Origin of the sequence: Streptomyces sp. RLB3-17 (assembly GCF_007113425.2) — a bacterium.
Taxonomy (GTDB): domain Bacteria; phylum Actinomycetota; class Actinomycetes; order Streptomycetales; family Streptomycetaceae; genus Streptomyces; species Streptomyces mirabilis_D.
In genome coordinates this window covers 3,877,808-3,904,043 of the sequence record NZ_CP041610.2, presented here as the reverse complement: position 1 = coordinate 3,904,043, position 26,236 = coordinate 3,877,808, and the positions used below count along the sequence as shown (strand labels likewise).

The 26,236-nt window shown below is 69.5% G+C and carries 20 protein-coding genes and 1 tRNA gene; 12 read left to right on the top strand and 9 right to left on the bottom strand.

Translation table 11 applies throughout. The features are described from left to right. Positions 1-61: 61 nt before the first annotated feature. Complete coding sequence (locus FNV62_RS18050; protein ID WP_097284525.1) at positions 62-949, bottom strand: TerD family protein; 888 nt, start codon at positions 947-949, stop codon at positions 62-64. A gap of 189 nt (positions 950-1,138) precedes the next feature. On the opposite strand from FNV62_RS18050, the gene FNV62_RS18045 reads away from it, so the two are divergent. Genes FNV62_RS18045 through FNV62_RS18035 form a run of 3 tightly spaced genes read left to right on the top strand, consistent with a single transcriptional unit; the run spans position 1,139 to position 5,659 of the window. Continuing rightward, on the top strand, positions 1,139-2,308 hold the full coding sequence (locus FNV62_RS18045; protein WP_060896041.1) for an HpcH/HpaI aldolase/citrate lyase family protein: 1,170 nt from the start codon (positions 1,139-1,141) through the stop codon (positions 2,306-2,308). Between the two features lie 37 nt (positions 2,309-2,345). Next, positions 2,346-4,835, top strand: coding sequence for a phosphoribosyltransferase (locus FNV62_RS18040; protein ID WP_144315405.1), 2,490 nt, complete (start codon positions 2,346-2,348; stop codon positions 4,833-4,835). After that, on the top strand, positions 4,835-5,659 hold the full coding sequence (locus FNV62_RS18035) for an HAD family hydrolase (protein WP_144315404.1): 825 nt from the start codon (positions 4,835-4,837) through the stop codon (positions 5,657-5,659). Before FNV62_RS18040 ends, FNV62_RS18035 begins: the two co-directional genes overlap by 1 nt. 118 nt (positions 5,660-5,777) lie before the next feature. On the opposite strand, the gene FNV62_RS18030 is transcribed toward FNV62_RS18035, so the two are convergent. After that, positions 5,778-6,002 (bottom strand): FmdB family zinc ribbon protein, encoded by a 225-nt coding sequence (locus FNV62_RS18030; RefSeq protein ID WP_079089420.1) that lies wholly within the window; start codon positions 6,000-6,002, stop codon positions 5,778-5,780. A gap of 799 nt (positions 6,003-6,801) precedes the next feature. Here FNV62_RS18030 and FNV62_RS18025 point away from each other — a divergent pair. The 3 genes from FNV62_RS18025 to FNV62_RS18015 all read left to right on the top strand — a co-directional run bounded on the left by FNV62_RS18025 (position 6,802) and on the right by FNV62_RS18015 (position 11,483). Next, complete coding sequence (locus tag FNV62_RS18025; RefSeq protein WP_225900283.1) at positions 6,802-8,772, top strand: transglycosylase domain-containing protein; 1,971 nt, start codon at positions 6,802-6,804, stop codon at positions 8,770-8,772. A gap of 111 nt (positions 8,773-8,883) precedes the next feature. Then, positions 8,884-10,185 carry a hypothetical protein gene (locus tag FNV62_RS18020; protein ID WP_097284520.1) on the top strand — a complete coding sequence of 434 codons (1,302 nt, stop codon included), beginning with the start codon at positions 8,884-8,886 and terminating at the stop codon, positions 10,183-10,185. 167 nt (positions 10,186-10,352) lie between these two features. Then, complete coding sequence (locus tag FNV62_RS18015) at positions 10,353-11,483, top strand: amidase domain-containing protein (protein WP_097284519.1); 1,131 nt, start codon at positions 10,353-10,355, stop codon at positions 11,481-11,483. 30 nt (positions 11,484-11,513) lie between these two features. On the opposite strand, the gene FNV62_RS18010 is transcribed toward FNV62_RS18015, so the two are convergent. The 3 genes from FNV62_RS18010 to FNV62_RS18000 form a co-directional block, all read right to left on the bottom strand. Continuing rightward, positions 11,514-12,242: a DUF4383 domain-containing protein gene (locus FNV62_RS18010; protein ID WP_143654966.1), complete on the bottom strand. Its 729-nt coding sequence runs from the start codon at positions 12,240-12,242 to the stop codon at positions 11,514-11,516. 107 nt (positions 12,243-12,349) lie between these two features. Beyond that, positions 12,350-13,738, bottom strand: coding sequence for a hypothetical protein (locus tag FNV62_RS18005; protein ID WP_144315402.1), 1,389 nt, complete (start codon positions 13,736-13,738; stop codon positions 12,350-12,352). Positions 13,739-13,810: 72 nt separating this feature from the next. Then, positions 13,811-14,593: a DUF4097 family beta strand repeat-containing protein gene (locus FNV62_RS18000; protein WP_143607972.1), complete on the bottom strand. Its 783-nt coding sequence runs from the start codon at positions 14,591-14,593 to the stop codon at positions 13,811-13,813. A gap of 179 nt (positions 14,594-14,772) precedes the next feature. Between FNV62_RS18000 and FNV62_RS17995 the strand changes: the two genes are divergently transcribed. From FNV62_RS17995 to FNV62_RS17975, 5 genes are all read left to right on the top strand, one after another. After that, a tRNA-Val gene (locus FNV62_RS17995) sits at positions 14,773-14,847 on the top strand. 599 nt (positions 14,848-15,446) lie between these two features. Continuing rightward, positions 15,447-15,947, top strand: coding sequence for a hypothetical protein (locus FNV62_RS17990; protein ID WP_060896063.1), 501 nt, complete (start codon positions 15,447-15,449; stop codon positions 15,945-15,947). A gap of 119 nt (positions 15,948-16,066) precedes the next feature. Then, entirely contained in the window at positions 16,067-17,218 is a 1,152-nt protein-coding gene (locus tag FNV62_RS17985) for a DUF4331 family protein (protein WP_143613249.1), read from the top strand. An 89-nt stretch (positions 17,219-17,307) separates the two neighbouring features. Further along, positions 17,308-18,291 carry a tetratricopeptide repeat protein gene (locus tag FNV62_RS17980; RefSeq protein ID WP_144315400.1) on the top strand — a complete coding sequence of 328 codons (984 nt, stop codon included), beginning with the start codon at positions 17,308-17,310 and terminating at the stop codon, positions 18,289-18,291. Positions 18,292-18,335: 44 nt separating this feature from the next. Continuing rightward, positions 18,336-19,667 (top strand): Dyp-type peroxidase, encoded by a 1,332-nt coding sequence (locus FNV62_RS17975; RefSeq protein WP_143601505.1) that lies wholly within the window; start codon positions 18,336-18,338, stop codon positions 19,665-19,667. 232 nt (positions 19,668-19,899) lie between these two features. On the opposite strand, the gene FNV62_RS17970 is transcribed toward FNV62_RS17975, so the two are convergent. The 3 genes from FNV62_RS17970 to FNV62_RS17960 form a co-directional block, all read right to left on the bottom strand. Further along, complete coding sequence (locus tag FNV62_RS17970; protein ID WP_144315399.1) at positions 19,900-20,619, bottom strand: DUF11 domain-containing protein; 720 nt, start codon at positions 20,617-20,619, stop codon at positions 19,900-19,902. A gap of 221 nt (positions 20,620-20,840) precedes the next feature. Continuing rightward, positions 20,841-21,869 (bottom strand): peptidase, encoded by a 1,029-nt coding sequence (locus tag FNV62_RS17965; RefSeq protein WP_205522250.1) that lies wholly within the window; start codon positions 21,867-21,869, stop codon positions 20,841-20,843. Between the two features lie 4 nt (positions 21,870-21,873). Next, positions 21,874-22,389: a hypothetical protein gene (locus tag FNV62_RS17960; RefSeq protein ID WP_205523153.1), complete on the bottom strand. Its 516-nt coding sequence runs from the start codon at positions 22,387-22,389 to the stop codon at positions 21,874-21,876. Between the two features lie 487 nt (positions 22,390-22,876). Between FNV62_RS17960 and FNV62_RS17955 the strand changes: the two genes are divergently transcribed. Further along, positions 22,877-24,061 carry an acyltransferase family protein gene (locus FNV62_RS17955; RefSeq protein ID WP_164331698.1) on the top strand — a complete coding sequence of 395 codons (1,185 nt, stop codon included), beginning with the start codon at positions 22,877-22,879 and terminating at the stop codon, positions 24,059-24,061. A gap of 17 nt (positions 24,062-24,078) precedes the next feature. Here FNV62_RS17955 and FNV62_RS17950 read toward each other — a convergent pair whose 3' ends face one another. Then, entirely contained in the window at positions 24,079-26,049 is a 1,971-nt protein-coding gene (locus FNV62_RS17950; RefSeq protein WP_164657631.1) for a SpoIIE family protein phosphatase, read from the bottom strand. Positions 26,050-26,236 lie beyond the last annotated feature (187 nt).

Genomic DNA, 26,236 nt, shown 5'->3' with positions numbered 1-26,236 from the left:
CGCGCCCACGCGGCGGAGCCGCATATCGAATACAGCCCCGCGCCCCTTCGGGGGCGCTTTCCTAGCGTCCGATGAATTGCGGGCCCTGCGGCGGCAGCCTGAAGTCCGGGTCGGGGAGGGAGCCGACCGCCTGCGGGAAGCCGTAGGCCGGCTGGACGGCCGGGGCCGTCTGGGGCCCCGGGTAGCCGTAGGCGGGCTGGCTGGTCGGCTGGGGGTAGCCGTACGCGGGCTGGGCGGGGGCCGTCTGCGCGGGCCCCGGATAGCCGTACGCGGGCTGCTGGGGCACCGGGGCGGCCTGCTCGGGCGGGAGCGGCACCGAGGTCTCCGGGGAGGCCGCGGGGTCCGCCCAGGCGGTGGCGTCGGGTACGGGCGCGACCGCCTCCGGCTCGGACTCGTCCACCGTGATCCCGAAGTCGGAGGCGAGCCCCTCCAGACCGTTCGGATAGCCCTCGCCGAGCGCCCGGAACTTCCAGCCCTGACCGCGCCGGTACAGTTCGCCGCAGATCAGCGCGGTCTCCGTACCGGTCTCCGGCTTGATGTCGAAATAGGCCAGCGGCTCACCGTCGGACCCCGTCGTGCCGGTCGTGGCGGACGCGTCGTACAGCAGAATGCGTAGGGCGCGTACCTGGTCGAAGGTGACGCCGTCCGCCGATGCGACCAGCAGAATCTGTCCGACACCGGACTCGACACCCGCCAGATCCGTCTGGATGGTGTCGGTGAGGCCCTCGGCGACGCGTTTCTTGCCAAGTCGCCACACCTTGCCCGAGGGATGGCGTGGCTGGTTGTAGAAGACGAAGTCCTCGTCGGATCGCACACGACCGTCGGGACCGAGGAGCAGCGCCGAGACATCGACATCGGGGACACCCTGCCCGGGCGTCCAGCGCAGCACGGCACGTACCGCTGTGGCGTCCAGCGGGACGTTAGACCCCTTCAGCATCGCGTGCGTCATGCGGTCATCCTGCCCTCTCGGTCCTGGTCACGACAACGCGGGGGTAAGGATTCCCGGTCGGGATGTGCGGGCAACCGACATGGCCGAGTTACCTGAACTTCACGCCTGGTGGGAACGACTGACATGGATTTGTACGTACTATTACCGGCCACATCACATAGGTCCGCCTAGCCGCAACGGGGGAGTTTCATGCGTCATTTCGGGCATATCGCCCCTGAAGAGCGGCAGCGTCTCTTCCACCGGGAGCCGTGCGTCTTCACCGCCGACTCGCCCGCCCGCGTGCTCGCGGCGGCCCTCGGCGCCACCCTGTACAGCCCCGCGACCAGACCCCACCTCGCCGACGACGTCGTCAAGCAGGCCGGACGCGGCGTGGTCTCCATGGTCCTGTGCCTGGAGGACTCGATCGACGACGCCGAGGTCGTGGGCGCCGAGGAGAACCTGGTCCGGCAGTTCGCCGACCTCGCCGGACGGCCGGAGACCGACGGGCTCCCGCTGCTGTTCGTACGGGTCCGTGAGCCCGAGCAGATCCCGGACCTCGTCCGGCGGCTCGGCGCGTCCGTACGGCTGCTGTCCGGGTTCGTCCTGCCGAAGTTCACCGAGGAGCGGGGCGTCCCGTTCATGGAGGCGCTCGCCGCGGCCGAGTCCGCGAGCGGCCGGCGGCTGTTCGCCATGCCTGTCCTGGAGTCGCCCGGGCTGCTGTACCTGGAGAGCCGCCGGGAGACCCTGGTGGGCATCTCCCGGGTCGTCGACAAGTACCGCGACCGCGTCCTCGCGCTGCGCCTGGGCGTCACCGACTTCTGCTCGGCTTACGGGCTGCGCAGGGCGCCCGACATGACCGCCTACGACGTCCAGATCGTCGCCTCCGTGATCGCGGACGTGGTGAACATGCTGGGGCGCTCGGACGGCACCGGGTTCACGGTCACCGGGCCCGTGTGGGAGTACTTCCGGGTCCAGGAGCGCATGTTCAAGCCGCAGCTGCGCCGCAGCCCCTTCCAGGAGGGTGAGGTCGAGGAGCTGCGCCAGGCGCTGATCGAGCACGACCTGGACGGGCTGCTGCGCGAGATAGCCCTCGACCGGGCCAACGGCCTGCTCGGCAAGACCTGCATCCACCCCTCGCACGTCCCGGCGGTGCACGCGCTGTCCGTGGTCAGCCACGAGGAGTACAGCGACGCGCAGGACATCCTCAGGCCCGAGCGGGGCGGCGGGGGCGTGCTGAGGTCGGCGTATACGAACAAAATGAATGAAGTGAAGCCGCACCGCGCCTGGGCCGAGCGCACCCTCCAGCGCGCCGAGGTGTTCGGTGTGGCGAACGAGGACATCGGCTTCGTGGAACTGCTCGCGGCCGCCCTGCCTGCGTGAACCGCGCCGGCCCGACCGACCGACCAACAAGGAATCGATGAAGAACGTGGTGTGGACGGGGACCTGGGTCGCCGAGCGACTGGGTGTCGAGCTCGTCGGTGACGAGAGGCTGAGCGACCTGCTGGGGCTCGCGCTGCGGCGCAACCCCCGCCGGGCGCATCTGCTCGTGTCGAACGTGCTCGGCAAGCACGTCCCGCAGTCACCGTCCGTGGTGTACGGACACGGGTTCGCGCTCGGCCGGCGGGTACGGGAGCTGCTCGGCGCCGAGGACGCCGGCGCCGCCGTCGTCCTCGGGTACGCCGAGACGGCCACCGGCCTCGGCCACTGCGTCGCCGACGGCGTGGGCCTCGCGCCTTACCTCCACTCGACCCGCCGCCCCGTCCCCGGCGTCGACACGGCGGGCGGCTTCGAGGAGTCCCACTCCCACGCCACCTCCCACCTCCTGCTGCCGGAGAACCCCGCGCTGCTGGCGGGCGCGGGCCCCCTGGTCCTCGTCGACGACGAGTTCTCCACCGGCAACACGGTCCTCAACACCATCCGCGACCTGCACGCCCGCTATCCGCGCGACCGCTATGTGGTCGTGGCCCTGGTCGACATGCGCTCGGCCGCTGACCTGGGCCGTCTGGCGGAGTTCGCGACGGAGATCGGCGCACGGGTGGACCTGGTCACCGCGGCGAGGGGCACCGTGAACCTCCCGGAGGGCGTTCTGGAGAAGGGCCAGGCACTGGTGGCGGAACACGAGACCACCGAGGCCACCAGGACCACCGAGAACACCAAGACCGCCGAGAACACCAGGACCACCGAGCCCGCCGACAACCGTCCCGGGCACCCCGGTGCCGCCCGGGTCGAGCTCGGCTGGCCCCGGGGTCTGCCCGACGGGGGGCGGCACGGCTTCACGCCCGGGCAACGAATACGGCTGGACGCGGCGCTGCCCGCGATGGCCGCGCGGGTCGCCGAAGCGCTGCCGGAGGGGGCGCGGCGCGTCCTCGTACTCGGCTTCGAGGAGCTGATGTACGCGCCGCTCAGGCTGGCCAGGGAGCTGGAGCAGGTGGTGTCCGCCGAGGTGCGGTACTCCACGACCACGCGCTCCCCGGTGCTCGCCCTCGACGACCCCGGTTACGCCATACGGACGCGCCTCGTCTTCCCGGCCCACGACGACCCCGACGACGGACCGGGTGAGCGGTACGCCTACAACGTCGCGGGTGCCGGTTTCGACGCGGTCGTGGCCGTGGTCGACTCCGCCGCCGACACGCCCGCCCTGCACACCCCCGACGGTCTGCTGGCCCGGCTCGCGGAGCACACCCCGAGCGTCCTGCTCGCCGTCGTTCCGGCGTACGTCCCCGCACGGCCGTCCACCGAAAGGCCCTCCATGCTCCCCGAGCCCCTCCGTGGCCCAGCCTTCTCCTCGTACGCGCCCGACGAGGTCGGCTGGCTGCTGCAGGACCTCTCGGACGTGACGCTGGAGGCGCCGACCGAGGAGCGCGAGGAGGCGATCCAGAGCGGCGGCGCCCACTACGCGGAGTCGCTGCCGGTCGAGTACCAGCCGAGCCCCCAGTACCAGGAGCTGTTCCAGACGGCCCTCGGCACCTCGGCCGCCCGGATCGCCCAGGCCGTCGGCGCCGTCACCGAGCTGGTGCTCGCCGAACGCTCTCCGCACCCCGTACTCGTCTCGCTGGCCCGCGCGGGCACCCCCGTCGGTGTCCTGATGCGCCGCTGGGCCCAGCACCGGCACGGCCTCGACCTGCCGCACTACGCCGTCTCCATCGTCCGTGGCCGCGGCATCGACGCCAACGCGCTGCGCTGGCTGGCCGCCCACCACGACCCGGCCGACGTCGTGTTCGTCGACGGCTGGACCGGCAAGGGCGCCATCACCCGCGAACTCACCGAGGCCATCAGGGAGTTCGAGTCCGCCGAGGGCGTCACCGGCTTCGACTCGGAGATAGCGGTCCTCGCCGACCCGGGCTCGTGCGTACGGACGTACGGCACCCGCGAGGACTTCCTCATCCCCTCCGCCTGCCTCAACTCGACGGTCTCAGGGCTGATTTCGCGTACCGTGCTGCGCTCAGACCTGGTCGGCGAGTATGACTTCCACGGCGCGAAGTTCTACCGCGAGCTCGCCGGCTCGGACGTCTCCGTCGACTTCCTGGACGCCGTCGCCGCCCACTTCCCCGATGTCGCCGACGCGGCCTGCGCCCAGGCCAAGGAGCTCCTCGCCACCGACCGCACCCCCACCTGGGAGGGCTGGGCTGCCGTCGAGCGGATCAGCGAGGAGTACGAGATCCACGACGTGAACCTCGTCAAGCCGGGCGTCGGCGAGACCACCCGCGTGCTGCTGCGCCGCGTCCCCTGGAAGATCCTGGCGCGTGCCGGAGCGGGCACCGACCTCGACCACGTACGCCTGCTCGCCCAGCAGCGCGGGGTGCCCGTCGAGGAGGTCGACGAACTCCCGTACACCTGCGTGGGGTTGATCCACCCGAAGTACACGCGCGGCGCGACCGGCGCCGACGGCAAGGCGGTGACGGTCTGATGTCCGTGCCCAAGGTGCTCGTCGCCAGCGATCTCGACCGTACGCTGATCTACTCCTCCGCCGCCCTCGCGCTGACCATGCCCGACGCGCGGGCACCCCGGCTGCTCTGCGTCGAGGTGCACGAGGCCAGGCCGCTGTCGTACATGACCGAGACGGCCGCCGCGCTGCTCACCGAGCTCGGCGACACGGCCCACTTCGTGCCCACCACGACGCGCACCCGCAAGCAGTACCAGCGCATCAACCTGCCGGGCCCCGCGCCCGAGTACGCGATCTGCGCCAACGGCGGGCATCTGCTCGTCGACGGTGTCTCCGACCCCGACTGGCACGCGGCCGTGACCGCGCGGCTCGCCGACGAGTGCGCGCCGCTGGCCGAGGTGCGGGACCACCTCGCGGCCACCGCCGATCCGGCCTGGGTCCGCAAGCACCGGGTCGCCGAGGACCTGTTCGCCTATCTGGTGGTGGAGCGCGAGCTGCTGCCCGAGGAGTGGGTGAAGGAGCTCGCCGTCTGGGCGGAGAGCCGGGGCTGGACGGTGTCGCTGCAGGGCCGCAAGATCTACGCCGTGCCGAAGCCGCTCACCAAGAGCGCGGCCGTGCGCGAGGTCGCCCGCCGCACCGGCGCCCTCCTCACGCTCGCCGCCGGTGACTCCCTTCTCGACGCCGACCTGCTGCTCGCCGCCGACCGCGGCTGGCGGCCCGGCCACGGGGAACTGGCCGAGGCCGACTGGACGGCGCCGGCGATCACCGCCCTCCCGGAGCGGGGGGTCGCGGCGGGGGAGCGGATCCTGCGGGAGTTCACGCACGCCTGCCGACCGGGCGCGGTCTGAGCGGGGGTCGGCGCGGCCTGTGCGGGTGCCACGTTCGGCCTGAGAGTGCGACACGCCCGGGCCGCACGGAGGATTCGGGCGAAGAAAAGCTGAAGACTTCCTGAAAAATCCTGGTCGATCAGCCGCAGCAACCGCCGCCGCAGCACCCGCCTCCGCCCCCTGCGGACGGGCCCGGGGAAGGCGCGGACGCCGACCCGCCGGTGGCGACCGCGACGGTCGACAGGAGTTTCACCGTGTCGTCGTGCCCGGCGGGACAGTCCGCCGGAGCGGCGGATTCCGCCATCGGGCGGCTCAGTTCGAAGGTGTCGCCGCAGGTCCGGCAGCGGTACTCATAGCGAGGCATACGCACAGGTTAGCGGCCGGGAGCCGACGATCGAAGCCTTCCGCGGCCCGGTCACGCACCGGGTCGCGCCGTGATCCGGAACCCGGACCTCCTCGATTCCTCCCCGATTCCCGCCCGGTGCCTTCAGAGGGCCGACTTGACCTGCTGAACATTTCTGTCTGGTTCCTGGGCGAGGAGATCGTATTAGTCGCTGATAATTTAAGAGGGCCGCGACGAGCCGCAAGGTCGGGGAGGGGGGCTCGCAGCCGCATGTGCGGCAGCTGCATCTACCCGCGCGCGCAATTCCGAAGTGCGGAGGGAGACGCAGTCGTGACCGAGGCATGGCATCGAACAGATGCCCCGCAACTCCTGGGCCGTCCAAGCGCCGGAGCCGTCCGTGGCTAGCGGGGAGGGCGACGACCGCCGGAATCGCCGCGGGCTCGGTCCGCAACGGCCCGCGAGCCGTGATGCGGAGGATTCCGCGAGCCGTCGTACGGGAGACCCTGCGAGTCGTCGTGCGGAAGACTCCGCGAGCCGTCGTGCGAAAGACACGGAGAACGAGACTCCCGCCGAGCGAACCACTCAGCTTCGCCTCCCGCCCGGCATCGAGGAGACCACTCAGCTTCGCCTCCCGCCCCGCGCCGAGGAGACCACTCAGCTCCGCCTCCCGCCAGGCGCCGAACGTCCCGCCGAGAAGACCACGCAGCTTCGCGTCCCCACACGCGCCGAGATCGAGGCGCACTCAGGTGCGGAGGACCCCGCACAACGCGCCGATCGAGGGACGACTTCCGGCCATCGCGGCACCCGCCGCAAACCGGCCATGCCCTCCGCGCTCGCCGGACGCTGGGCGCGCATCGCGCGCCGTCTGAAACCGGCGTACCCGCGCCCCGGCCGCACCGGCTGGCGGCGCTGGGTGCCCTCCTGGCGCCAGTGGCTGGGAGCCTGGGGCCTGGCCATCGGGCTGAGCGGAACGTTTCTGGTGATCGCCTACGCTGCGACAGACATACCCCAGAACCTCAACACGTACGCCACCCAGCAGGACAACGTCTACTTCTGGTCCGACGGGACGCCCATGGCCCGTACCGGATGGGTGCGGCGGCAGGCGATGCCGCTGAAGGACATACCCCAGGACGTGCGCTGGGCGGTGCTGGCCGCGGAGAACCAGAGCTTCTACTCCGACCCGGGCATCTCCTTCAAGGGCATCACCCGCGCCCTGGTGCGCACGATCGGCGAGGGCAACACCGAGGGCGGCTCGACGATCACCCAGCAGTACGTCAAGAACGTCTACCTGAACCAGAACCGCTCGGTGAGCCGCAAGTTCACCGAGGCGATGATCTCCCTCAAGCTCGACCAGAAAATGAGCAAGGACAAGATCCTCGAGGGCTATCTCAACACCAGCTGGTTCGGCCGCGGCACGTACGGCATCCAGCGCGCCGCCCAGGCCTACTACGGCAAGGACGTCGGCGAACTCAACGCCAGCGAGGCCGCGATGCTCGCGTCCCTGCTGAAGGGCGCCGGCCTGTACGACCCCACCCTGAGCCAGGCCAACCACAAGCGCGCCGTGGAGCGCTGGTCCTGGATCCTCGACCGCATGGTCAAGATCGGGAAGCTGTCGCCGGCCGAGCGGGCCAAGTACACGAAGTTCCCCGAGCCGACCACGCAGTCCCAGACCTTCGACACCGGCAAGCAGAGCGACTACCTGGTGGAGCTTGCGACCCAGTACGCCAAGAAGGCCGCGCACATCTCGGACCAGCAGTTCGACCTGGGCGGCTACCAGATCTACACGACCTTCGACCGGAAGCGGGAGACGGCGCTCGCCGACGCCGTGACCAAGGCCCGCAACAAGGCCCTGAAGAGCGACCCCAAGGCGGCGAAGACCGCCCACTACGGGGCCTCCTCGGTGGCCGCCGACGGCAAGATCCTCGCCGTCTACGGCGGCCCCGACCACCGTACGCAGGGCTACAACGAGTCCAACGCGAGCACCGTCCCGGCCGGTTCGGCGTTCCTGCCGTTCGTCTACGCGGCCGGGCTGGAACACGGCGTCCACAAGACCCGCGACAGTACGGCGACACCGGTCACGCCGGAGACGCTCTACAACGGTGACGACAACATCCCTGTCACCACACCCGAAGGGCCCTACTGGGACCGCGCCAACAAGAAGGTCGCCGCCCACAACGACGGCAACAAGTCCTGGGGGCAGATCAGCCTGCGCAAGGCGCTCGCCCAGTCCGTGAACGTGCCGTTCATGCAGCTCGGCATGGACACGGGCCTGGACAAGGTGCGGCAGACCGCCGAAGCGGCCGGGCTGCTCTCGTCGACCATGGGTCCCCAGGTGCCCGCGCTGTCCCTGGGCAACTCCACGCCCAGCGCGATCCGGATGGCCAACGCCTACGCCACCTTCGCCGCGGGCGGGTCGCACACCGAGCCGTACTCCGTGCGACGCATCACCCGCAACGGCTCCCAGGTCGCCCAGGACACCCCCCGACCCCAGCGCGCGGTGAGCCCCGAGGTGGCCCGCGAGGTCACCGAGGGGCTCACGGACGCCTTCGGCACGGCGCACCCCACCGCGGCCCTGAGCGCACCGGAGACGGCCGGGAAGGCCGGCACCACGGCGGACGACACCGCCGCCTGGTACGTCGGCACGAATCGTTCCGTGTCGACCGCCGTCGTCCTCTACCGCATCGACCTGGCCAAGAGCCTCGAACCACTGCCGCTCAAGGGGCTCGCCGGCACGTCCGCCGACGACGTCCCGTACGGCATCTGGGCCGGCGCCATGAGTCCGCTCGGCTGACCGCGACGGCCACGAGGCCGCCCACCCCGACGGCCGAGAGGCCACCGCGCATCCCGATGGCCGAAAGGCCCCCGCCCGCTCCTTCCACCCCCCTCGCAGAATGTGCCCCGTATGAACTCGAAGCACAGCGGTCACCGCCGCCGCGAACCCGCGCCCGCTCCCGGTTCCGCCCGCCAGGGTTTCGTGGCCATGGCGGCCTTCCTCGTCGTGACGTCGACGACCGCCACCTACCTGGCCCTGAACCACTCGGACGACACCACACCGGCCGCCTCGGCCGGCGGTCCCCGCTCCGGGGCCGGCGCCACCAAGACGACCAAAGAACCCCCGTGGGACGGCAAGACGAAGGTGCTCGGGGACGGCTCCACGTCCTACACCGGGCCGCAGAAGGGCCAGTTGAAGCCCGTCCCGCTCAAGCCGGGTGAGAAGCCGCCCCAGTTCGTCGTCTTCTCCTGGGACGGCGCCCTCCAGGGCGACGACAAACTCTTCACGCACTACCAGGAGTTGGCGAAGCAGTACAACGCCCACATGACGTTCTTCCTGACCGGCATCTATCTGCTGCCCAAGGACAAGAAGACCCTCTACAAGCCGCCGATGCACGCGCCGGGCGCCGCGGCGATCAGCTACGCCACCGACCAGCACATCCGCGACACGCTGGTGGAGCTCGGCAAGGCGTACAAGGAGGGCAACGAGATCGGCACCCACTTCAACGGTCACTTCTGCGAGGACAAGGGCGGCGGGGACTGGAGCGTGGCGGAGTGGGAGAGCGAGATCAACCAGTTCTTCTCGTTCGTCGAGAAGTGGAGGACCAACACCGGCTACACCGACCTGCCGGCCCTGCCGTTCGACCCCACGAAGGAGGTCAGCGGCGGTCGCGCGCCGTGCCTGGAGGGCCAGAAGAACCTGCTCAAGGCCATGAAGGCGACCGCCAAGGACTACGACTGGCGCTACGACGCGAGCTCCTCGGGCAACCTCCAGATATGGCCCAACAAGAAGGAGGGCGTCTGGGACTTCCCGCTGCAGCTGCTCCCCTACGAGGGCGGCAAGTTCCAAGGTCTGTCCATGGACTTCAACTTCCTCGCCAACCAGTCCGGCGACTCGACCGAGGGCGACCCGGCCAAGTACCCCGAGTGGGAGCAGCAGACCGTCGCGTCGTACATGGACGGTTTCAACCGCGTGTACTACGGCAGCCGCGCACCGCTGTTCATCGGCAACCACTTCGAGAACTGGAACGGTGGCATCTACATGAAGTCCATCGACCAGGTCGTCAAGAACGTGTGCACGAAGAAGGGCGTTCGCTGTGTGTCCTTCCGTGAACTGGCCGACTGGCTCGACGTGCAGAAGCCCGCGACCCTGGAGCGCCTGCGCAGTCTGGATCCCGCGCAGTCCCCGGACTGGTCGACGGTGGTGAAGTAGCCGTGAACGGCGCCCCGACTTTCGGTGCGTCAACTTACCCTTTTCTCAAGGGAGTTGACCTGGGCGTGCATGAAATCCACCCGGGTTCACCACAGTTGAGGAGGACGTGTAAAGATTCCCTCCCCGGCATCTGATCGGGTGTAAGGAGATCATCAGTGAGATCGAAGATGTTGAGCCGATGCTCGACCCTGACGGCGATAGCCGTCTCCGCAGTCCTGCTGCCCCTTTCCTCCGCCCACGCGGCGACCGCGTCCGGCACCGTGAACCGGGCGACGGCCGACGCGTTCGGCCGGATGGCGGACGCCGTGCTCACCGACCGCACGGCGGCCCTCCTCGACAAGAGCCAGGCGGCACCCCGCACGGCCCTCGCGTCGAAGTCGACGGGAGGCGTCAGGCTGACCGCCGCGCTGGCGAAGACGGAGGACACCGCGGTGACCTCCCTGCGCGGCACCCGCTCCCGCCTCGCGGCGCTGGGTGAGGCCTACACCGCCGCCGACACCAAGGTCACGGTCGACAGGACGCGCAGGTGGGGCAAGGTGGCCACCGCCTGGGTCACCGAGACCACCGTCCTCACGTACAAGAAGATCCGCGGCGACGAACCCGGCACCACGGGCTTCAACGCGCACCACGTGCTGACCTTCGCCGCCCAGCCGGACGGCACCTGGAAGCTCTCGGGCCTGCGTACGACCGACAAGGGCGCCCACCAGGTCAACGAACCCGTCACCGCCGCCCCCGCGCGCAGGACCCCGATGGCCGTTGTCGACGCCCCCCCGGCAGCGACCACGTATCCCGCGCCCGCCAACCCCAAGAAGCTCACCGGAGGCGCGTACGACTACGCGGCGATGGCGACCTACGCGGAGAAGTACTGGAAGAACTACAACACGGCCTACCGGAAGTTCAACGGGGTCGGCGGCGACTGCACCAACTTCGTGAGCCAGAGCCTGCTGGCGGGCGGCTGGCAGCCGATCAGCACCGTGACCCCGGAGGAGTACGACACCTGGTACTACGTCGCCAACGGCCAGTCCGACTCCTGGGCGGGCGTGAACGAGTGGTCCTGGTTCACCCAGACCGCCAAGCGCACCACGCCGCTGGCGAACGTCTACCAGATGGACGTCGGTGACGTCCTGCAGGTGGACTTCGACAGGGACGGGGCCAAGGACCACACCATGATCACGTCCTACCGCAGCTCCAGCGGCATGCCGTACCTGACGTACCACGACGCCGACACCTACCGCCGGTCGCTGTCGAGCATCATCGCGTCGTACCCGACCTCGGCGTACTACGCGTACCGCACCTGATCACCTGGTCACCTGATCTCCTGAGGTGACCTAGGGGTCCGTGGTCCCGGGCGGCTCGGCGGCCTTGGTCTCCGATGCCTTGGTCTCCGAGGCCTTGGATTCCGCCGCCTCGGTGGATTCCGATGCGTCGGTGGATTCCGCTGCCTTGGTTTCCGTGCCGCCCACGGCCTTGGGCGTCGGCGCGGCCCTGTGCGACTGCTGCAGGGCCGTTGCCGAGGCCGACTCCCGCAGCGCCCGGATCTGCTCCGCCCGCTCGGCCTCCTCGGGGTGGCGGGCTTTGTAGTACGGGTTGTCGTGCGGCAGGGCCGAGCCGACCCTCCCGTACATCCCGAAGAACATCAGCAGGACGCCGACCACAAAGCTGAACAGCACGTTCTGGATGTGGAAGGCGAGGAAGTTGTAGCGGCCGTCCAGCAGCGCCAGGTTCAGGAAGCCGTCGAGGATGAACAGGACGCCGAGGACCATGTTGAGCGTCGAGGCGAAGTTCCCGCCGATCACCATGCCCGCGAACAGCAGCAGCCCCACGCAGATGGACAGCACGCTGAGCGAGCCGTTGGTGTTCAGCCCCATGACCGTGTCCCCGCGGGTGGTGAAGAAGCCGACCTTGTTGGTCAGGCCCAGGATGCCGAAGGCGAGCAGGAAGAGGCCCATCAGGCCCGCGCCGATCCGGTAGAACGTGTTCAGCCGGTGATCGACCGGCAGATGGTCGTCGAAGGCGATGCGTCGTCGGGTTCCGGGACGAAGTACGTGCGTGGCCATGTCCGCCTCCCTCTCCAGCTAGCGGAGGCCGTACGTACATCCCAGCATCCGCCCGGAGGCCGGGGACCGCCAACACCGGGGACCGGGATCGCCGGCACCGGAGAAGCTCAGACCGGGCCGCCGCGCTCCTCGCGGATCTGGGAGACCACCCGGGCGGCCGTCGCCCGTACCGCCTCCGTCTCGGTCAGGAAGTGCCAGTAGTCGGGGTGGCGCCCCTCCAGCGCGGCGATGGCACGCTCCAGCCGGGCGACGGAGTCGTCGAGCGGGCGGGCGTGCCGCGGATCCGGGGTGTTGCGGCCCGCCATGGCCAGGCGCTGGGCGTCCCGGACGGCGAAGCGGGTGCGGTCGATCTCCTGCTGGGGGTCCTTGGACACGGCGTTCAGCCGTCGCAGCCGGTCGCCGGCCGCCGACACGGCCTCGTCGGTACCGTTCAGCAGCGCGCGCACCGTGGACAGCAGCGCGGTGGCGTCCGGCCAGCGCTGCGCGTCGCGCGCGGTCTGCGCCTCCTTCAGCTTCAGCTCGGCCTGCCGTACGTTCTCGGTGGCCTGCTCCGGTACGTGCTGCAGGTCCTGCCAGCACGCGGCCGAGAACCGGCGCCGCAGCTCGCTCAGCACCGGCTCCACCTGCCCGGCGCGGGTGGTCAGCGCCTGGGCGCGGGTGCGCAGCGACACCAGCCGGTGGTCGATCTCCGCGGCCCGCTCCGGCAGCCGCTCGGCCTCCGCGCGCACCGCCCCGGCCTCCCGGGAGACCCGCTCGGCGCGCTCCAGCGTCTCCGCTACGCCATGCTGTCCGGCCCCTTGGTTGAGCTTGGTCAGCTCGGGCCCGAGCGCGGCGAGCCGGCCGGCCAGATCATCGGCTCTGAGGCCTGTCTTGCGGACGTTGTCGAGGGCGTTCGAGGCGGCGAGCAGGGCCTGACGGGCGCGCTCGACGGCGGGCGCGAGCCGGACGAGCTGCGTCTCGGCCTTCCCGAGCAGCGGCGCGAGTCCCTGGCCGAACCGGTCCAGGTCCTGTTTGACCCGCCCCAGCTGGTCCTTGGCGGCGGTGAGTTCGGCGCGGGCGCGGGTGGCGACCGACGCCTCCAGCTCGTCCCGGTCGAGGTCGTGGGCGTCGACGGCCTCAATGTACTTCCCACTGGCCTCGTCGATGCGCCGGCCCAGCGCCTCGAAGTCGGAGACGGCGCGGCGGGCCGCGGGGGAGTCGTCGACGGCGATGATGGTCTCGATCGAGATCCGCAGATCGCGCTGGGCGGTGTCCAGCTCGTAGAACGCCGCCGCGGCGGCGTCCTTCGCGGCCTGCGCCTCGGCCCGCTGACTCTCGGCGCGCCCGCCGAACCAGCGCCGGGTGCCGCCACCGGCGAACGCCGCGGGCAGCACGAGGGCGGCGAGGAGCGGGAGGGTGACGAGGGTCAGCACGTCACGGTATCGATGGAGCTGACGGCGTACCGACTGCGCGCGTGGCGCAGACGGCGTGTACGGCTCTGAAGGTGTCGCCGTCACATCCCTCTCCCGTGCTGTCATCCGCCTTGCCCGGTCATTCTCCCACCGGTTAAGGACGAACACACGGGCCGGTTAGTTCGCGGTTCGTACTGTGATGCTTCCGTCGTTCGCGCGGGCGGACACGACGTGCGAACTGGCCGGGTCCCGGGGCACGGACACCCGCACGGATCCGTCCCCGCTCTCGGCCGTCACCCGGTACGTGTCGTGGGGCAGCCCGATGGTGAGCGAACCGTCCTGGCTGCGGGCCTCGACCAGGTCGGGTACGACGCCGAGTTCGAGTTGTACGGACCCGTCCGAGGTCTGGGCGCGCACGTGACGCGAGTCGATGCCGAGGGCGTGGATCGAGCCGTCGGCGGTACGCAGGTCCAGCGCGCCGGAGGAGTTCGTCACCCGGACGCTCCCGTCCGACGTACGGATCCCGAGCGCCTCCTTGAACCCCTCCGCCCGTACGCTCCCGTCCCCGTCCACGACCTTCACCGCGACACCGCGCGGCACGACGATCCGGTGCTTGGCGCTGCAGTCGGCGACCACGCCGGAACACTTCATCCGCAGCGTCAGCCGGTCGTCCTTCATCGTCCAGGTCACGCGCGGATCCCCACCGACGACGATGTGCCCCTGGAACCACCGGGTGACCTCGACCTTGTCCGCCGCGGCGGACCCGGCGACCACGAGCTCAAGCGCGGAGTCGTCCGAGTCCACGGTGAGCGTACGACCGTGCAGCGCGAACGCCCGATGCTCCGGATGCCTGTCGTCCCCGGCACTCGCCCCGCAACCTGCGGCGGTCGCGACGAGAGCGCCGACGGCACCGGCGACGGCCGCGGTCCGCGCAGCCGTCTGTGTCCGAGTCCGAGCCATGAAGATCTCCCCCTGGAATGAAACGCCGACGCGCTCCGATGCCCTTCGACGCCTTTCGACCGTACGGTTCCGGGGTCCGCCGGGGGATCCGGGCTGCTCCCGGACCTGAGGTGGGGTTAACCCCCGGATACGGGTTTGCGGGGCATCCCCCCGGGCAATGTAGGCTGTCGACTCGTCCTGGGCGCGTAGCTCAGCGGTAGAGCGCCGCCCTTACAAGGCGGATGTCGGCGGTTCGAAACCGTCCGCGCCCACCAGTCTCAGGACATGACTAAGGCCCAGGTCAACCGGTGTGAATCCGGGGACCTGGGCCTCTGTAGAGCGCGGCCGGTGTCCGCAAGGTGGCCTTCCCGGCCTCGCTCGTGCCCGAGCTGAGGCCTTCGACTTCTGGAACCCTGGGTGCCAGGAGCCATTCGCCGAGTGGCTGTGGAAGCGGCTGGGTCGGCACAGCTCCCTGGGATGGGCAGCTGAGATCGAGCGCGAGGCTGAAGCCTCCAACACACCAGCGGTCGAGCTGTTCTTCAGCCTGCTGGACGAGTACCGCGCTGAGCGCGGTCAGCCCAAGGGATAGAACTTTCTCTACTTCATCAAGGCGCCGCGCGAGCGCGGCGTGCGCGGCCCGGCCCCCGGCCGGGCCTGCGCTTCTGTCTCCGCCGCGAACCTCTCGTGCGGTGGCCCGCAGACCAGGGAGACATGCGTCAAGGTTCCCTCCTGCACGTCTTCGGCCCAGGGGGCCTGATCGTCTTGCCGACGCACTGGAGCACGACAAAACTGGCTATGTGGGCATTCCGGAACGTGCTCGGAAGGGAGGAGATCCCGCAGCCCGGCCGATAGACGATCAAAGGGAGAGGGAGTCATGACGGCACAGAGTTCCGCGACTCCAACCGTGACCAGGCAGCCCGACGGTCTCGGCAAGCGGGTCGGCGAGGTAGCGGAAATCACCGTTCTCTTCGATGCCAAGCCAGGCGGGGCAGAGAGGTTCCACCAGAACGCCGCCAAGATCCAGGACGACGCCTTTCAATACGAAAAGGTCGTCGGCACTGTCCACGACTTCCGTGTCACTTTCATCAACAATGACACCCAGGTCATAGGCGCGGTCACCTATGACGGTGACTTCAAGCCGTACATGGCTGACATCTTCGCCAACGCCGCACCGTGGTTCGACGAGATGTTCGAAGGTGTCGTTGAGGGCTGGCCCGGGGCGACCTCTCCGAACATCGTCGACTGGCTGGCGACGAAGATCGTGGAGGCCGACATGTGGTACGCCTCCAATCCGACCATGACGGTCGAGGACACCGCCAAGGCACAGAAGGTCACGCAGGCGTTCAACGCGTTGCTGGATACCGCGTCCAGCTAGCGGCTGTCTCGCGTCCCAGGTGCCCACAGCCCCGTGGCCATGGCGCCTGGGTACCACCAGGCGGCCTGGCAACGGCGCGCGGTCGTCGGCTCGGGCCCCGTCAGGGAGGTCGCAGCATCATGTCCGACCATCTTTCCGGCACTCGCGCCCTGGCCGATCCGGCCATAGACCTGACCGACCTCTATGCCTTTCCCAGCCCCTCCCGGTCGGGTCGGCTCGTCCTCGTCATGAATGTCTTTCCCAACGCGCGGCCGGGAGCCCTGTTCTCTGACGCTGCCGGCTATCGTTTCCGCGTCCGTCCGGCATCCGTGCCCATGGGAGACTCCGGCTCACTCCTCGATGTCGGCACCGACGAATTCGCGCTTACCTGCACCTTCTCGATTCCGATCGGACCCGATGACAACGGGGAGTTGGCGCAGCGGGGAACGTGCGAGCTGCCCAACGGGGAATCGATTTCGTTGCTGGTGAATGACGAGCGGGGCGGCGAGGGACATGGCGTGCGCTGCTACGCCGGGCTGCGGCTGGATCCCTTCTTCATGGACGTGGCCAAGGAGGTGGAGACGCGGGCGAGGCGGCGGCTCGCCTTCGTACCGAAGGGCACCAACTCCCTGGAGGGCGCCGACGTCCTGACCGTCGTGGTAGAGCTCGACGTCGCCAGGGTGTTCGGGGCGGCCTCGGGGAGCGTCTTCGCCGTTGCGGCGGAAACCGTCACGGTCGGGCCGTATCCGGTGCGCCTCGAACGCCTCGGCCGCCCCGAGGTCAAGAACATTCTCCTGTCGGACAACGGGGTCGACGCCGCCAATAAGGTCGTTGACCTGCGCGATCTCTACAACGAGGAAGATCCGTTCCGGCTGGGGCCGAGCTACGAGGCCGCCTATCGCTCACGCCTTAACGCCAACCTGGTCTTCTTCGACGGTCTCGACGGCGAGCTGGACTGGACGACGCAGCCGGACGGGACGCATCCGCTGACGGAGCTGCTGCTCGCGGACTTCCTGGTCGTGGACGTTGCCAAGCCGTACGCCGAAGACAGCTATTTCGAGATCGAGCGGGCCCTGCTGGAGGGACGGGAGCATGCGACCTGTGGCGGCCGGTCGCTCAACGACGATGTCATCGACACGCTCTACACGCTGATCGTCAACGCGGGCCATGGCCCGCGCGTGAGCGACGGCGTCGACGGGACCGTCCCGGCTTCGCGCGAGTTCCCGTACCTGGCACCGCCCAACCCCGACCCGCCCGAACCCGTTTCCGTCCCGACGGCCGCCGCAGGCTGATGAGCAGTTCCAGGGCGGCCACTCTTGCAGACGGTGAGAGGGGGCCCGACCTTGTGGGCGGGCCGCCCACGACAGCCGGCATCATCGCCATGGGCAACCTCGACGCGCGCATCGAAGGTCTGACGGCGCAGGCGACACGGGGACGACTCACTGCCGACGGCTGGGGCGAGTTGGTGGAGCTGACCGCCCTGCGCGGGCATGTACGGGGCCGCATCGACGAGGCCGAGCGCGCGGCATCGCTGGCCGAGACGTTCGTCGACCAGGTGCCGTGTGATCCTCGCTCGTTTGTGGCGCGTGCCAGGCTGGCGGGCCTCTTCCATCGATTCGCGGCGGCGCTGGATGATCTGGACGCGGCGGCTGCGCTGGGGCTCGATCGGCGCAGCGTGGACCGGGAGCGAGCCGCCGTCTGTCAGGCGGTCGGGCGGTACGACGAGGCGCTTGCGCTGCATCGACAGGGGCTGTCGATGCAGCAGGACTTCTGGACCCTCGGCGCCATGGCCCGCTGTCGGGCCGAGAGCGGCGAGGTGGACGAGGCCGAGTCGTGGTTTTTGGCAGCGAGACGCGTCTTCCGCGGGGTCAGTCCCTTTCCGCCGGCGGTCCTCGAATTCCAGTGCGGGCAGATGTGGCTGGCCCAGGGTGGACTGGTGAGCGCGCGCGTCTGGCTGGAGTCGGCCACTCGCCGACTGCCGTCCTACGTGCCGGCGCATGGCCACCTCGCTGAGGCCGATGCCGCCGAAGGCAGGGTGGCCGTAGCGATAGAGCGCCTGCGCCGATTGGCCCTCGCCAGTGACGATCCCGACTACGCGACCCGGCTTGCCCGCCTCCTGGGCAGGTGCGAGGCATCGACGGAAGCTCGGTTCTGGCGTGCCCACGCTGCCGCACGCTACGAGGAGTTGATGGCGCGCCACCCCGAGGCGTACGCCGATCACGCGGCGGAGTTCTGGCTGACCGTCGGCGGCGATCCCCAGCGAGCGCTTCGGCTCGCGCGGTGGAACCTCGCGCTCCGAGCGACCCCGCGCGCTCAGGCGCTCGTCAATCGCGCGATGTGCCGTGTCGGACAGCACCGAAAGTAGCGGCAATTGGTACAAAGTCGCCGATAGTCGACCGGAAGGACGTCATGACAGCGACTGAAGCAGCGCCGCTGCAGCTGGACGAGATTCAGGGCATCGTGCTGCGTGACCGGCCGTCACCGTACGTCGGCACCTACATCCTGTTGCGTGTGGACGATCCCGGCGCCGGGCGCGAGTTGATGGGGCGTCTGGCCGAGCTGGTCGACTCCGCTGCGAACTGGTGGCAACCGGACCTGCCCGCGCTCCTCAACGCCGGACTGACGTACCGGGGGCTCGAAGCGCTCCAGGTCTCACCGGTCGCCCTGGGCACCTTCCCCGAGGAGTTTCGGCAGGGCATGGCGGCGCGTGCCGAGTTCATCGGTGACACCGGGGAGAGCGCGCCCGCCCGCTGGGAGCCGCCCTTCGGTACCGGCCAGGTACATGTCGTGCTGTCCCTCCTGGCTGCCGACCAGGAGTCATTGGCGGTCGTCCTCGAACGTGCGCGCAAGGCCCACGCGCAGCTTCGCGGTCTTCAGGTTGTCCATCGGCAGGACTTCTACCAGCTGTCCAGCGGGCGTACCAGCTTCGGCTACAAGGACGGCATCGGCAACCCCGCGATCGAAGGCAGCGGTGCCGAGAGTCCGCCCGGTGACGGTTCCGTGCTCAAGGCAGGCGAATTCGTGCTCGGCTATCGCGACGAGACGGGAAACCTGCCGCCGATGCCGCAGCCGGCCGAGCTGGGCCGCAACGGCACCTTCGTGGCCTGGCGGAAGCTGCACACGCGCGTCGCGGCCTTCCGCCGCTATCTCCACGACAACTCCGGCAGCCCGGAGGAGGAGTCGCTGCTCGCCGCCAAGATCGTGGGCCGCTGGCAGAGCGGCGCCCCGCTGATCCTGGCGCCCGAGCACGACGACCCGGCCCTGGGAGCGGACGCCCAGCGCAACAACGGCTTCCGCTACGAGTCCGATCCGCATGGCGCGATCTGCCCCCACGGCGCCCACGCCAGGCGAGCCAACCCGCGCGACTCAGAGATCATCGGTGACGTCCGCCTGCACCACATGATCCGACGGGGCACCAACTACGGTCCCCCGCTTCCGGCCGGCATCCTGGACGACGACGGCGCCGACCGTGGCATCGTCTTCGTCTTCATCGGCTCGCACCTTGACCGTCAGTTTGAATTCGTGAAGTCGCAATGGTTGAACGACGGCCATTTCACCGGCCTCGACCAGGAGAAGGACCTGCTCACGGGCGACAACGACGGCACGGGCATCTTCACGATCCCGCAGCACCCCATCCGGCGCCGCCTGCACGGCGTAGAGCGTTTTGTCACCACCCGCGGCGGAGAGTACTTCTTCCTGCCGAGCCTCAGCGCGCTGCGCTGGCTGGCCGACGTCCAGTGAACCGAGCTCGCGGCTTGCTCTGATCGACGGCAGGGTAAGCGTGGCTGAGGCCGGTGGGGAGCAGCCAGGCAACGCGCGCCTGGTCGGTCGGAGCACCCGCCGTCGTGGCTGGCTGGGTACAAGGGCAAGGCCCCGGACCGATCATGGTCCGGGGCCTTTGACATCCACGGCTGACATCAACGAGCACGGTCACTGACGACCGGTGCGCCTCCTGAGCAGCCGATCCAGGTTGTCATTGGTCGTGGCGATCGCAGTGGTCATGACGTCCGTCGTGGCCGTCGTGCCCGTCGCCGTCGTGCCCGTGGTGCTCGATCGTGGTGGTGTCGGTGGCGGTGTGAGTGGTGGTGTCACCGCCTCCAGTGACGGTGGCGGTGTTGGTGACCCGTGCACGGGCGTTGCAGGAGACGTCGACCTTCAGGGTGACGGGCGGGTAGCTGTGCCCGGCAGGCAAGACGTCGCTGCGGGTGCAGGTGAGGGTGGCCGGAGTGCAGTGCCATCCCCTGCCGGTGATCCTGTCGGCCCGTAGACCTGTGGGGAGGATGTCGTGGACGGTGACCTTGGTGCCGTTGGTCGGGCCGACTGCGGTGACGTTACCCACAGTGATGGTGTAAACGCCGTCCTCGCCCCGGGTGAAGGTGCCCGCGTGACTCTTGGCGATGGTCAGGGAGGGGTGGCCGACTGGGATGACCGTAAATGTGAGGCCGGTACTGCCGGTGCTGTCGGTGCTGTCGGTGCCGCTGGGGTCAGTGGTGGCGGTGCCACTGGGTTCGGTGAGGCCGGTGGTGGTGAAGGTGTCGTTCACCGGCACCGTCCTGTCGTTGGCCTGGGCGACGTAGGCGCGCTGAACCGTGGCGGTCCAGGCTGTGGCCAGGACGATCGCCAGGACGGCCAGCCCGACTGTCACGACCGCCCCCGGCTTGCGGGGCCACACCCTCAGCCACAGTCGGAACATGCCGCCCGTACCTCCCGTGCCGCGGCTTGCTTCAGCCCGCCCTCTCCCATGCCTGAACACCGACATCTCCGCTTCCAAACCGTCGATAACAAGCCATAGCTACTCATCGTGACATAAATATCACTTTACGCTTCCGCGAGTCGGCTCGCGGATACGACACGACGGTGATCGCGGCGAGCACACGAGACTCGACCAACACAGCGGGGGCTCCGTCGGAGTGGTCACCGGCGGCGCCGGAGGAACGTGGAGAGCAGAAGGCACAGAGCGGTGAGGACGAGGGCTGAAAGCCCGGCGACCACAGGGGTGGGGAAGTGTCCTTGCTGGGCGACCGACGCGGCGACCGCTCCGGCGCTACCGGGAGTCGTCGGGAAGGTGATGGTGGCGCGCGTGGTGTGCTCGACCAGGCCGCTTTTGAGCGTGAGCTTCGCGGTCCACGGGCCGTCCGGCAGCCGTGCGTCCAGCGGGACGACCGCCTCCGCAAGGTCGCCCGGAGCCAGTGTGGTGCCCGTCTTGGCCGAGAACGGTCCAGCGCGCAGTCCGGCAGACCCATCGAAGAGGGAGAGTGCCCCGCTGATGTCCAGGGCGCGGCCCCCCGTGTTGTGGATCCGGGCGCGAACCTCCCCCCGCCCGTCGCGGGCTCGGGTCGGATAGAGCCGCTCGATCTTGAAGTCCGAGGGTGGCTCACCACCGGGACCGACGTCGATGTACATGCGGACGCCCACCCGGCCCAGCATCGCCACATTGTGCGTGCGGTCCGTGGCGGTGCCCGTCTGCGCCCAGATGACACCGTATCGCTCCCCGGCGGCGGCGTCCCTGGGCACCCGGATGGTGGTGCGTACTCGCGCCGTTTCGGAGGCCGCCAGCTCAAGGTCCGCCGTATCGAGTGACGTCCAGCCGGTCAGCTCGTTGGAGGTGCGCTCCGGCGCGAAGGTGAACTCACCCTTCGCGATGGTGGCCGCCGCGGCGTAGACGTTGACGTGCATCGGTGTGGACGACTCGTTGGTGACCTCCACCCGCCGCTCGATGGTCGAGCCGGGCGCGACGTGGTCGACGATGTAGGCCTGCGCCCTGGGATCGACACGGCGGCTTTCCGGAGCGTCGAGCAGCTTGATACTGATGATCCTGCCCGCAGCCGGGTCCTGGGGGGAGGACACCCCGGGCGCCCCGTGCCCCGCCGCCGGCATCACCCCGGCCGCCTGTACGAAGGCCAGCACCAGCAGCAGAACCCAGTACCGGCGCGCACCCTTCATTCCGTCAGGCAACGGATTGGGTCAGCGTTCCGGTGTAGGCCCCGCCGATGGCGCCGGCGGGCACGCTGACGGTGACTGTCGGGTTCCAGGTCGCGGTGTTGTCTCCGACACCGGCGCTCCCGGTGACCACCGTCTGCCCGGAGTTGCTCAGCGTCACGCTCGTTGGAGTGGCGGTAATGGTGCCGGTCGTCGTTACCGTCCCGGTCGTGTAGGTAGCTCTGGTGGCGGGGATCGTCGACGCACCGCTCGTGAAGTCCGTCTCCGCCGCGGTCGCCGTCCAGGAGGCCGAGAGGAGGGCGCGATCGTCGGTCACGGTCACGGGGCCGATCGGCGCGCTGATCTGGGTGCCGGGCGCTCCCGAGCCGAGGGCGGCGCTGGCCGGTACCGACAGCGTCAATGCGCCGGACGTGACGGTGTACGTGACTGTGGTGCTGGGGTCGTCCGCCGCGACGGCGGGGCCCGGCTGGATCAGGACGAGAGCAGCGGCTGCGGCCGCGACAGATAGGCTTCGTGCGCGCACGGTAACTCCCGAAGTAGCCGCCCGCCAGCGGACATCCTGGCTGACAGCGGACATGCTGGCTGACGTGACGCAGACAATCGGGCGCGGCCTGTTCACACAAGCCGACGCGCGCCGCACTCCACCACACGAATGACCACATTTCAGCTGGAGCGGGGTGACCTGCGGCATTAATACGTCAAGCTGAGCGACTAACGGGCCGTGACGTGCCGATGGCAGCGAGTCGGCCGCAGCCCCGCACGTGGGCACGCCTCTGCCGTGAAGTGGAACGGCGTCGGCGAGCCGGTACACCTCGGGCACGGAAAGGTACGGCCGCTCGGGTGTCAACTGGCTCAACCCGGTAAGGGGAAGACACGACGCCCTATCGCTGTCTGTCGAAGTCTGTTTCTTACCTAGCCTTACTTCGGCGGTCGTATAGTGCGTCGGTTACTGGCGGACCCCCGAAGGGCTACGGCGAAACCCCATGTCTTTGCCAGGCATACGGGCAGTGGTGACACCCCTCCCCAAACGCCTCGACTCCCTCACGAGCCTGCGCTTCTTCGCGGCCTTCGCTGTCTTCACCACCCACTTCACCGGGAGCGGCGGCAAGACCGGGCTGGGACGGGCGCCGTTGATCTTCCCCTACGCGCAGTTCGGCGGAAACGGCGTCAGCCTCTTCTTCGTTCTGTCCGGTTTCCTGATGATCTGGGTCTTCAAACCGAACGAGCACCCAGGCGCCTTCTACTGGCGCCGCGTAGGCCGGATATGGCCCGCCCACCTGGTCGCCCTGCTGCTGGGCACCTACGCGTACTACACGGCGGCGCACCTCGCGATCAGCTGGCCCAGCCTGATCTCCTCCGCCTTCCTGGTGCAGACCTGGTCCCCGAACGTCACCCCGGCCCTCCCCGGGAACGAGGTGACCTGGACGCTCAGCGTCGAGCTGCTCTTCTACGCCCTCTTCCCGCTGCTGGCCCGGATCGCGGTCAGGCTGCGCACCCGCTGGCTCGGGGCGGTCACGGCAGGCGGACTGGTGGGAATGTGGGCCGTGGACTGGTTCGCCACCACCCACTACTCGCCCGCCCACGCGGCCTGGGTGATGCGCCACCCCGTGGTCTACCTGCCGGAGTTCCTGCTCGGCATGACGGTCGCGCTCGCGGTCAAACGCGGCTGGCGGCTGCCGCTGCACCCCTCGCTGCCGGTGGTGCTGTTGGCGGCCTGGGTCTACTGCTACTACGAGGGCCAGGCCGGGTTGCCGGCGGGGGCCGCCGCGCAGCTCGACTATCTGGTGCGGCCGGTGGTCGCGGTCCTGGCCGCACTGATCATTCTCGCCTGCGTCCAGCGCGAGGTCCGCGGACTGCGCGGCGTACTCAACGCCAAGCTGATGGTCCAGCTCGGCCTGTGGTCGTACTGCTTCTACCTCCTGCACCACTCGATCAGCCGGCTGGCCATCTACCAGTGGGGCCGCATGCCCGACAACAACGGCACGCTGTTCGCGCTGGTCGGCATGTGCGTGGTCGTCACCGTGCTGGCCTGGGCGTTGTACTCCGCGGTGGAGGAGCCCGCGGAGAAGTGGTGGCGGCGGCACACGCCGCAGCGGTGGCTGCCGCAGGGGCCGCCCGGCGGGCGAACAGCGGCGGTTCCGCCGTCTCGCCGGCCGGAGAGCGAACCGCGCGAGGCGGTCGCCAACACGTCGTGAAGCCGGCCTCGTGATCGTCATGTGCGTCGGATGACCAGCACGGCCACGTCGTCGAGGTGGTCCACCGCGACCGCGGCGTCGAGGACGCGGTCGGCGATCTGCTCGGCGTTCAGTCCGTCATGGAGGGCCGCGCCGGCCAGTGTTCCGGCTCGCTCCAGTCCGGCGTCCAACGTGAGGCCCGGTCCTTCGACCACACCGTCCGTGACCATGACGAGCGCGCTGTCCTCGTCCAGGGTGAAGGTCTCCTCGCCGTACTCGGTGTCGGGCACGACTCCCAGGACCGGGCCGCCCGGCAGCTCGCGGATGCTGTGGCTGCCGTCCTTGCGCGCGCACAGCAACGGCACGTGGCCGGCGCTGGTGCCGATGACCTGTCCGTCGCGTGGGTCGAAATGCAGCATGGTGCAGCTGGCGAATCGTGGGGGAACCATCGTCGTCAGCAGCTCGTTGGTGCGCATCAGTACGGTCCCCGGATTCCGTTCCTGGGCGGCGATCGCGCGCATGGACAAGCGCACCTGTCCCATGAGGGCGGCGGCGTCCACGTCATGCCCCTGGACATCGCCGATCTCCAGGGCGACCGCGCCGTCGGGCATCTCGAAGGCGTCGTACCAGTCTCCGCCGATGTCCAGCCCGTCCCGGCTCGGCCGGTAGCGGGCGGCGACCTCCAGGCCCGCGAGATGCTCGGGCAGCCTGGGGAGCATGGTCTTCTGCAGCGCCGTGGCCAGCTCGACTCGTGCCTGCTGCAACCTGATGCGCCTCAGTGCCTGGCCCGCCAGGTCGGCCAGCGTACCCATGAGGATCCGCTCGTCCAGGGACGGCCGGTGTCCGCTGTGGTAGGTCACCAGCCACGCCCCGAGCGGTTGATTGCCTGCCTCGCTGAGGGGGGTGATCGAGGTGGCGTAGTCGGAGCCGAGGAGGCCGAGCCGCGGAAATTCAGCCCCGTGGGGCCAGCGGTGGATGTAGTCCTTCCGGTCGGGGATGAACTGCGGCTTGCCGGTGCGGATCGACTCGGGCAGGGCGCTCGGGTGGTCCAGCGGCAGGCCGTGCAGGACGTCGGCCTCCCACATGGCTATCCCGGCATCGGTGGAGACGCGCAGGCGGCCTTCGTCGACGAGTGCGAGCAGGGCGCCGCTGGCGCCGAAGGTTGCGGCGAGCCGGGTGAGGGCGACCTGCTGCAGCTCCTGCTCCGTGGCCGCGGTGATCAAGCCGGAAGAGAAGTCGGCGATGTCTTTGGCCCGCTGTCGCTCGGCGATCAGTGCGGCCTGCGCCGCCTCCTTGCGCTTCTCCTGCTTGGTGTCGTCGCGGACCAGCCCGAAGATCCGCTCGGGGCCGCCGTATCCCAACTGGATCCGACGGGTCTGGGCGGCCAGTTGGTGCCAGCCCTCGTGCTGGGGGAGGTACCGCACCCTCACCCAGGGGGACTCCTGGGCGGACGCCGAGCGCAGGAGCTGCCGCAAGGCCTCCCGGTCGTCAGGGTGCACTGCCGACACCACTCTGGAAAGCGACGTAGCGGGATCAGGGAAGAGCGCGGCCACGGCGGGTGCGCCACCGAGCCACTCCATCTGGTGGTCATGGGGTGAATACATCCACAGGCCGAGGTGGGCGGCCGTGGTGGCCATCCGGAACGGGATCAACAGGCTGGTCAGGTCGTTCCGCGCATCCAGTGAGTGCACCCAGACCAACTGCTCGTCACCGGTGGGATCCTTGACCGACCGCGCCTCGATCAAGCTGGCGACGGGTGCTCCGTCTCGCGCGGGGAAGTCCAGCACCCGCATCGCGACGGCCTTCGTCTTGGCGGCGTGGGCCACGAGGCTCTCGGCCGACATTTGCTGGCCTGCGGGCCACAGATCACCGAAGTCACGTCCCAGGCACTCCTCCGCAGACCTGCCCAGTGCTGTGGCCATCGCGGTGTTGACGCCGAGGACAGCACCGTCCGGGGTCAGAAGAGCCGCCGGGTCAGCCCCTTGAAGGAGTTCGTCCGAGGTGTCCATCTGCGGCTCCCTGGCCCATTCCAAAACGGCCTGTTCATCCATAATCGCGCATTTTGCCGTGCCTTTGGATTGCGCGATGGAGATCCGAGGCCCAGGCCGGCCTGGTGCTCCGCCGCTGGATCAGGACCGTGCCGGGCAGGCCGTCGCGGGACCCGAGGACGCCGGAAATTCGGTGGTTGCGCTTGTG

Excerpts from the sequence above, each read along its gene's own strand:
- FNV62_RS18050 (WP_097284525.1), bottom strand. The coding sequence starts at position 949 with ATGACGCACGCGATGCTGAAGGGGTCTAACGTCCCGCTGGACGCCACA.
- FNV62_RS18045 (WP_060896041.1), top strand. The coding sequence starts at position 1,139 with ATGCGTCATTTCGGGCATATCGCCCCTGAAGAGCGGCAGCGTCTCTTC.
- FNV62_RS18040 (WP_144315405.1), top strand. The coding sequence starts at position 2,346 with ATGAAGAACGTGGTGTGGACGGGGACCTGGGTCGCCGAGCGACTGGGT.
- FNV62_RS18035 (WP_144315404.1), top strand. The coding sequence starts at position 4,835 with ATGTCCGTGCCCAAGGTGCTCGTCGCCAGCGATCTCGACCGTACGCTG.
- FNV62_RS18030 (WP_079089420.1), bottom strand. The coding sequence starts at position 6,002 with ATGCCTCGCTATGAGTACCGCTGCCGGACCTGCGGCGACACCTTCGAA.
- FNV62_RS18025 (WP_225900283.1), top strand. The coding sequence starts at position 6,802 with ATGCCCTCCGCGCTCGCCGGACGCTGGGCGCGCATCGCGCGCCGTCTG.
- FNV62_RS18020 (WP_097284520.1), top strand. The coding sequence starts at position 8,884 with ATGAACTCGAAGCACAGCGGTCACCGCCGCCGCGAACCCGCGCCCGCT.
- FNV62_RS18015 (WP_097284519.1), top strand. The coding sequence starts at position 10,353 with ATGTTGAGCCGATGCTCGACCCTGACGGCGATAGCCGTCTCCGCAGTC.
- FNV62_RS18010 (WP_143654966.1), bottom strand. The coding sequence starts at position 12,242 with ATGGCCACGCACGTACTTCGTCCCGGAACCCGACGACGCATCGCCTTC.
- FNV62_RS18000 (WP_143607972.1), bottom strand. The coding sequence starts at position 14,593 with ATGGCTCGGACTCGGACACAGACGGCTGCGCGGACCGCGGCCGTCGCC.
- FNV62_RS17990 (WP_060896063.1), top strand. The coding sequence starts at position 15,447 with ATGACGGCACAGAGTTCCGCGACTCCAACCGTGACCAGGCAGCCCGAC.
- FNV62_RS17985 (WP_143613249.1), top strand. The coding sequence starts at position 16,067 with ATGTCCGACCATCTTTCCGGCACTCGCGCCCTGGCCGATCCGGCCATA.
- FNV62_RS17980 (WP_144315400.1), top strand. The coding sequence starts at position 17,308 with ATGGGCAACCTCGACGCGCGCATCGAAGGTCTGACGGCGCAGGCGACA.
- FNV62_RS17975 (WP_143601505.1), top strand. The coding sequence starts at position 18,336 with ATGACAGCGACTGAAGCAGCGCCGCTGCAGCTGGACGAGATTCAGGGC.
- FNV62_RS17970 (WP_144315399.1), bottom strand. The coding sequence starts at position 20,619 with ATGTTCCGACTGTGGCTGAGGGTGTGGCCCCGCAAGCCGGGGGCGGTC.
- FNV62_RS17965 (WP_205522250.1), bottom strand. The coding sequence starts at position 21,869 with ATGAAGGGTGCGCGCCGGTACTGGGTTCTGCTGCTGGTGCTGGCCTTC.
- FNV62_RS17950 (WP_164657631.1), bottom strand. The coding sequence starts at position 26,049 with ATGGACACCTCGGACGAACTCCTTCAAGGGGCTGACCCGGCGGCTCTT.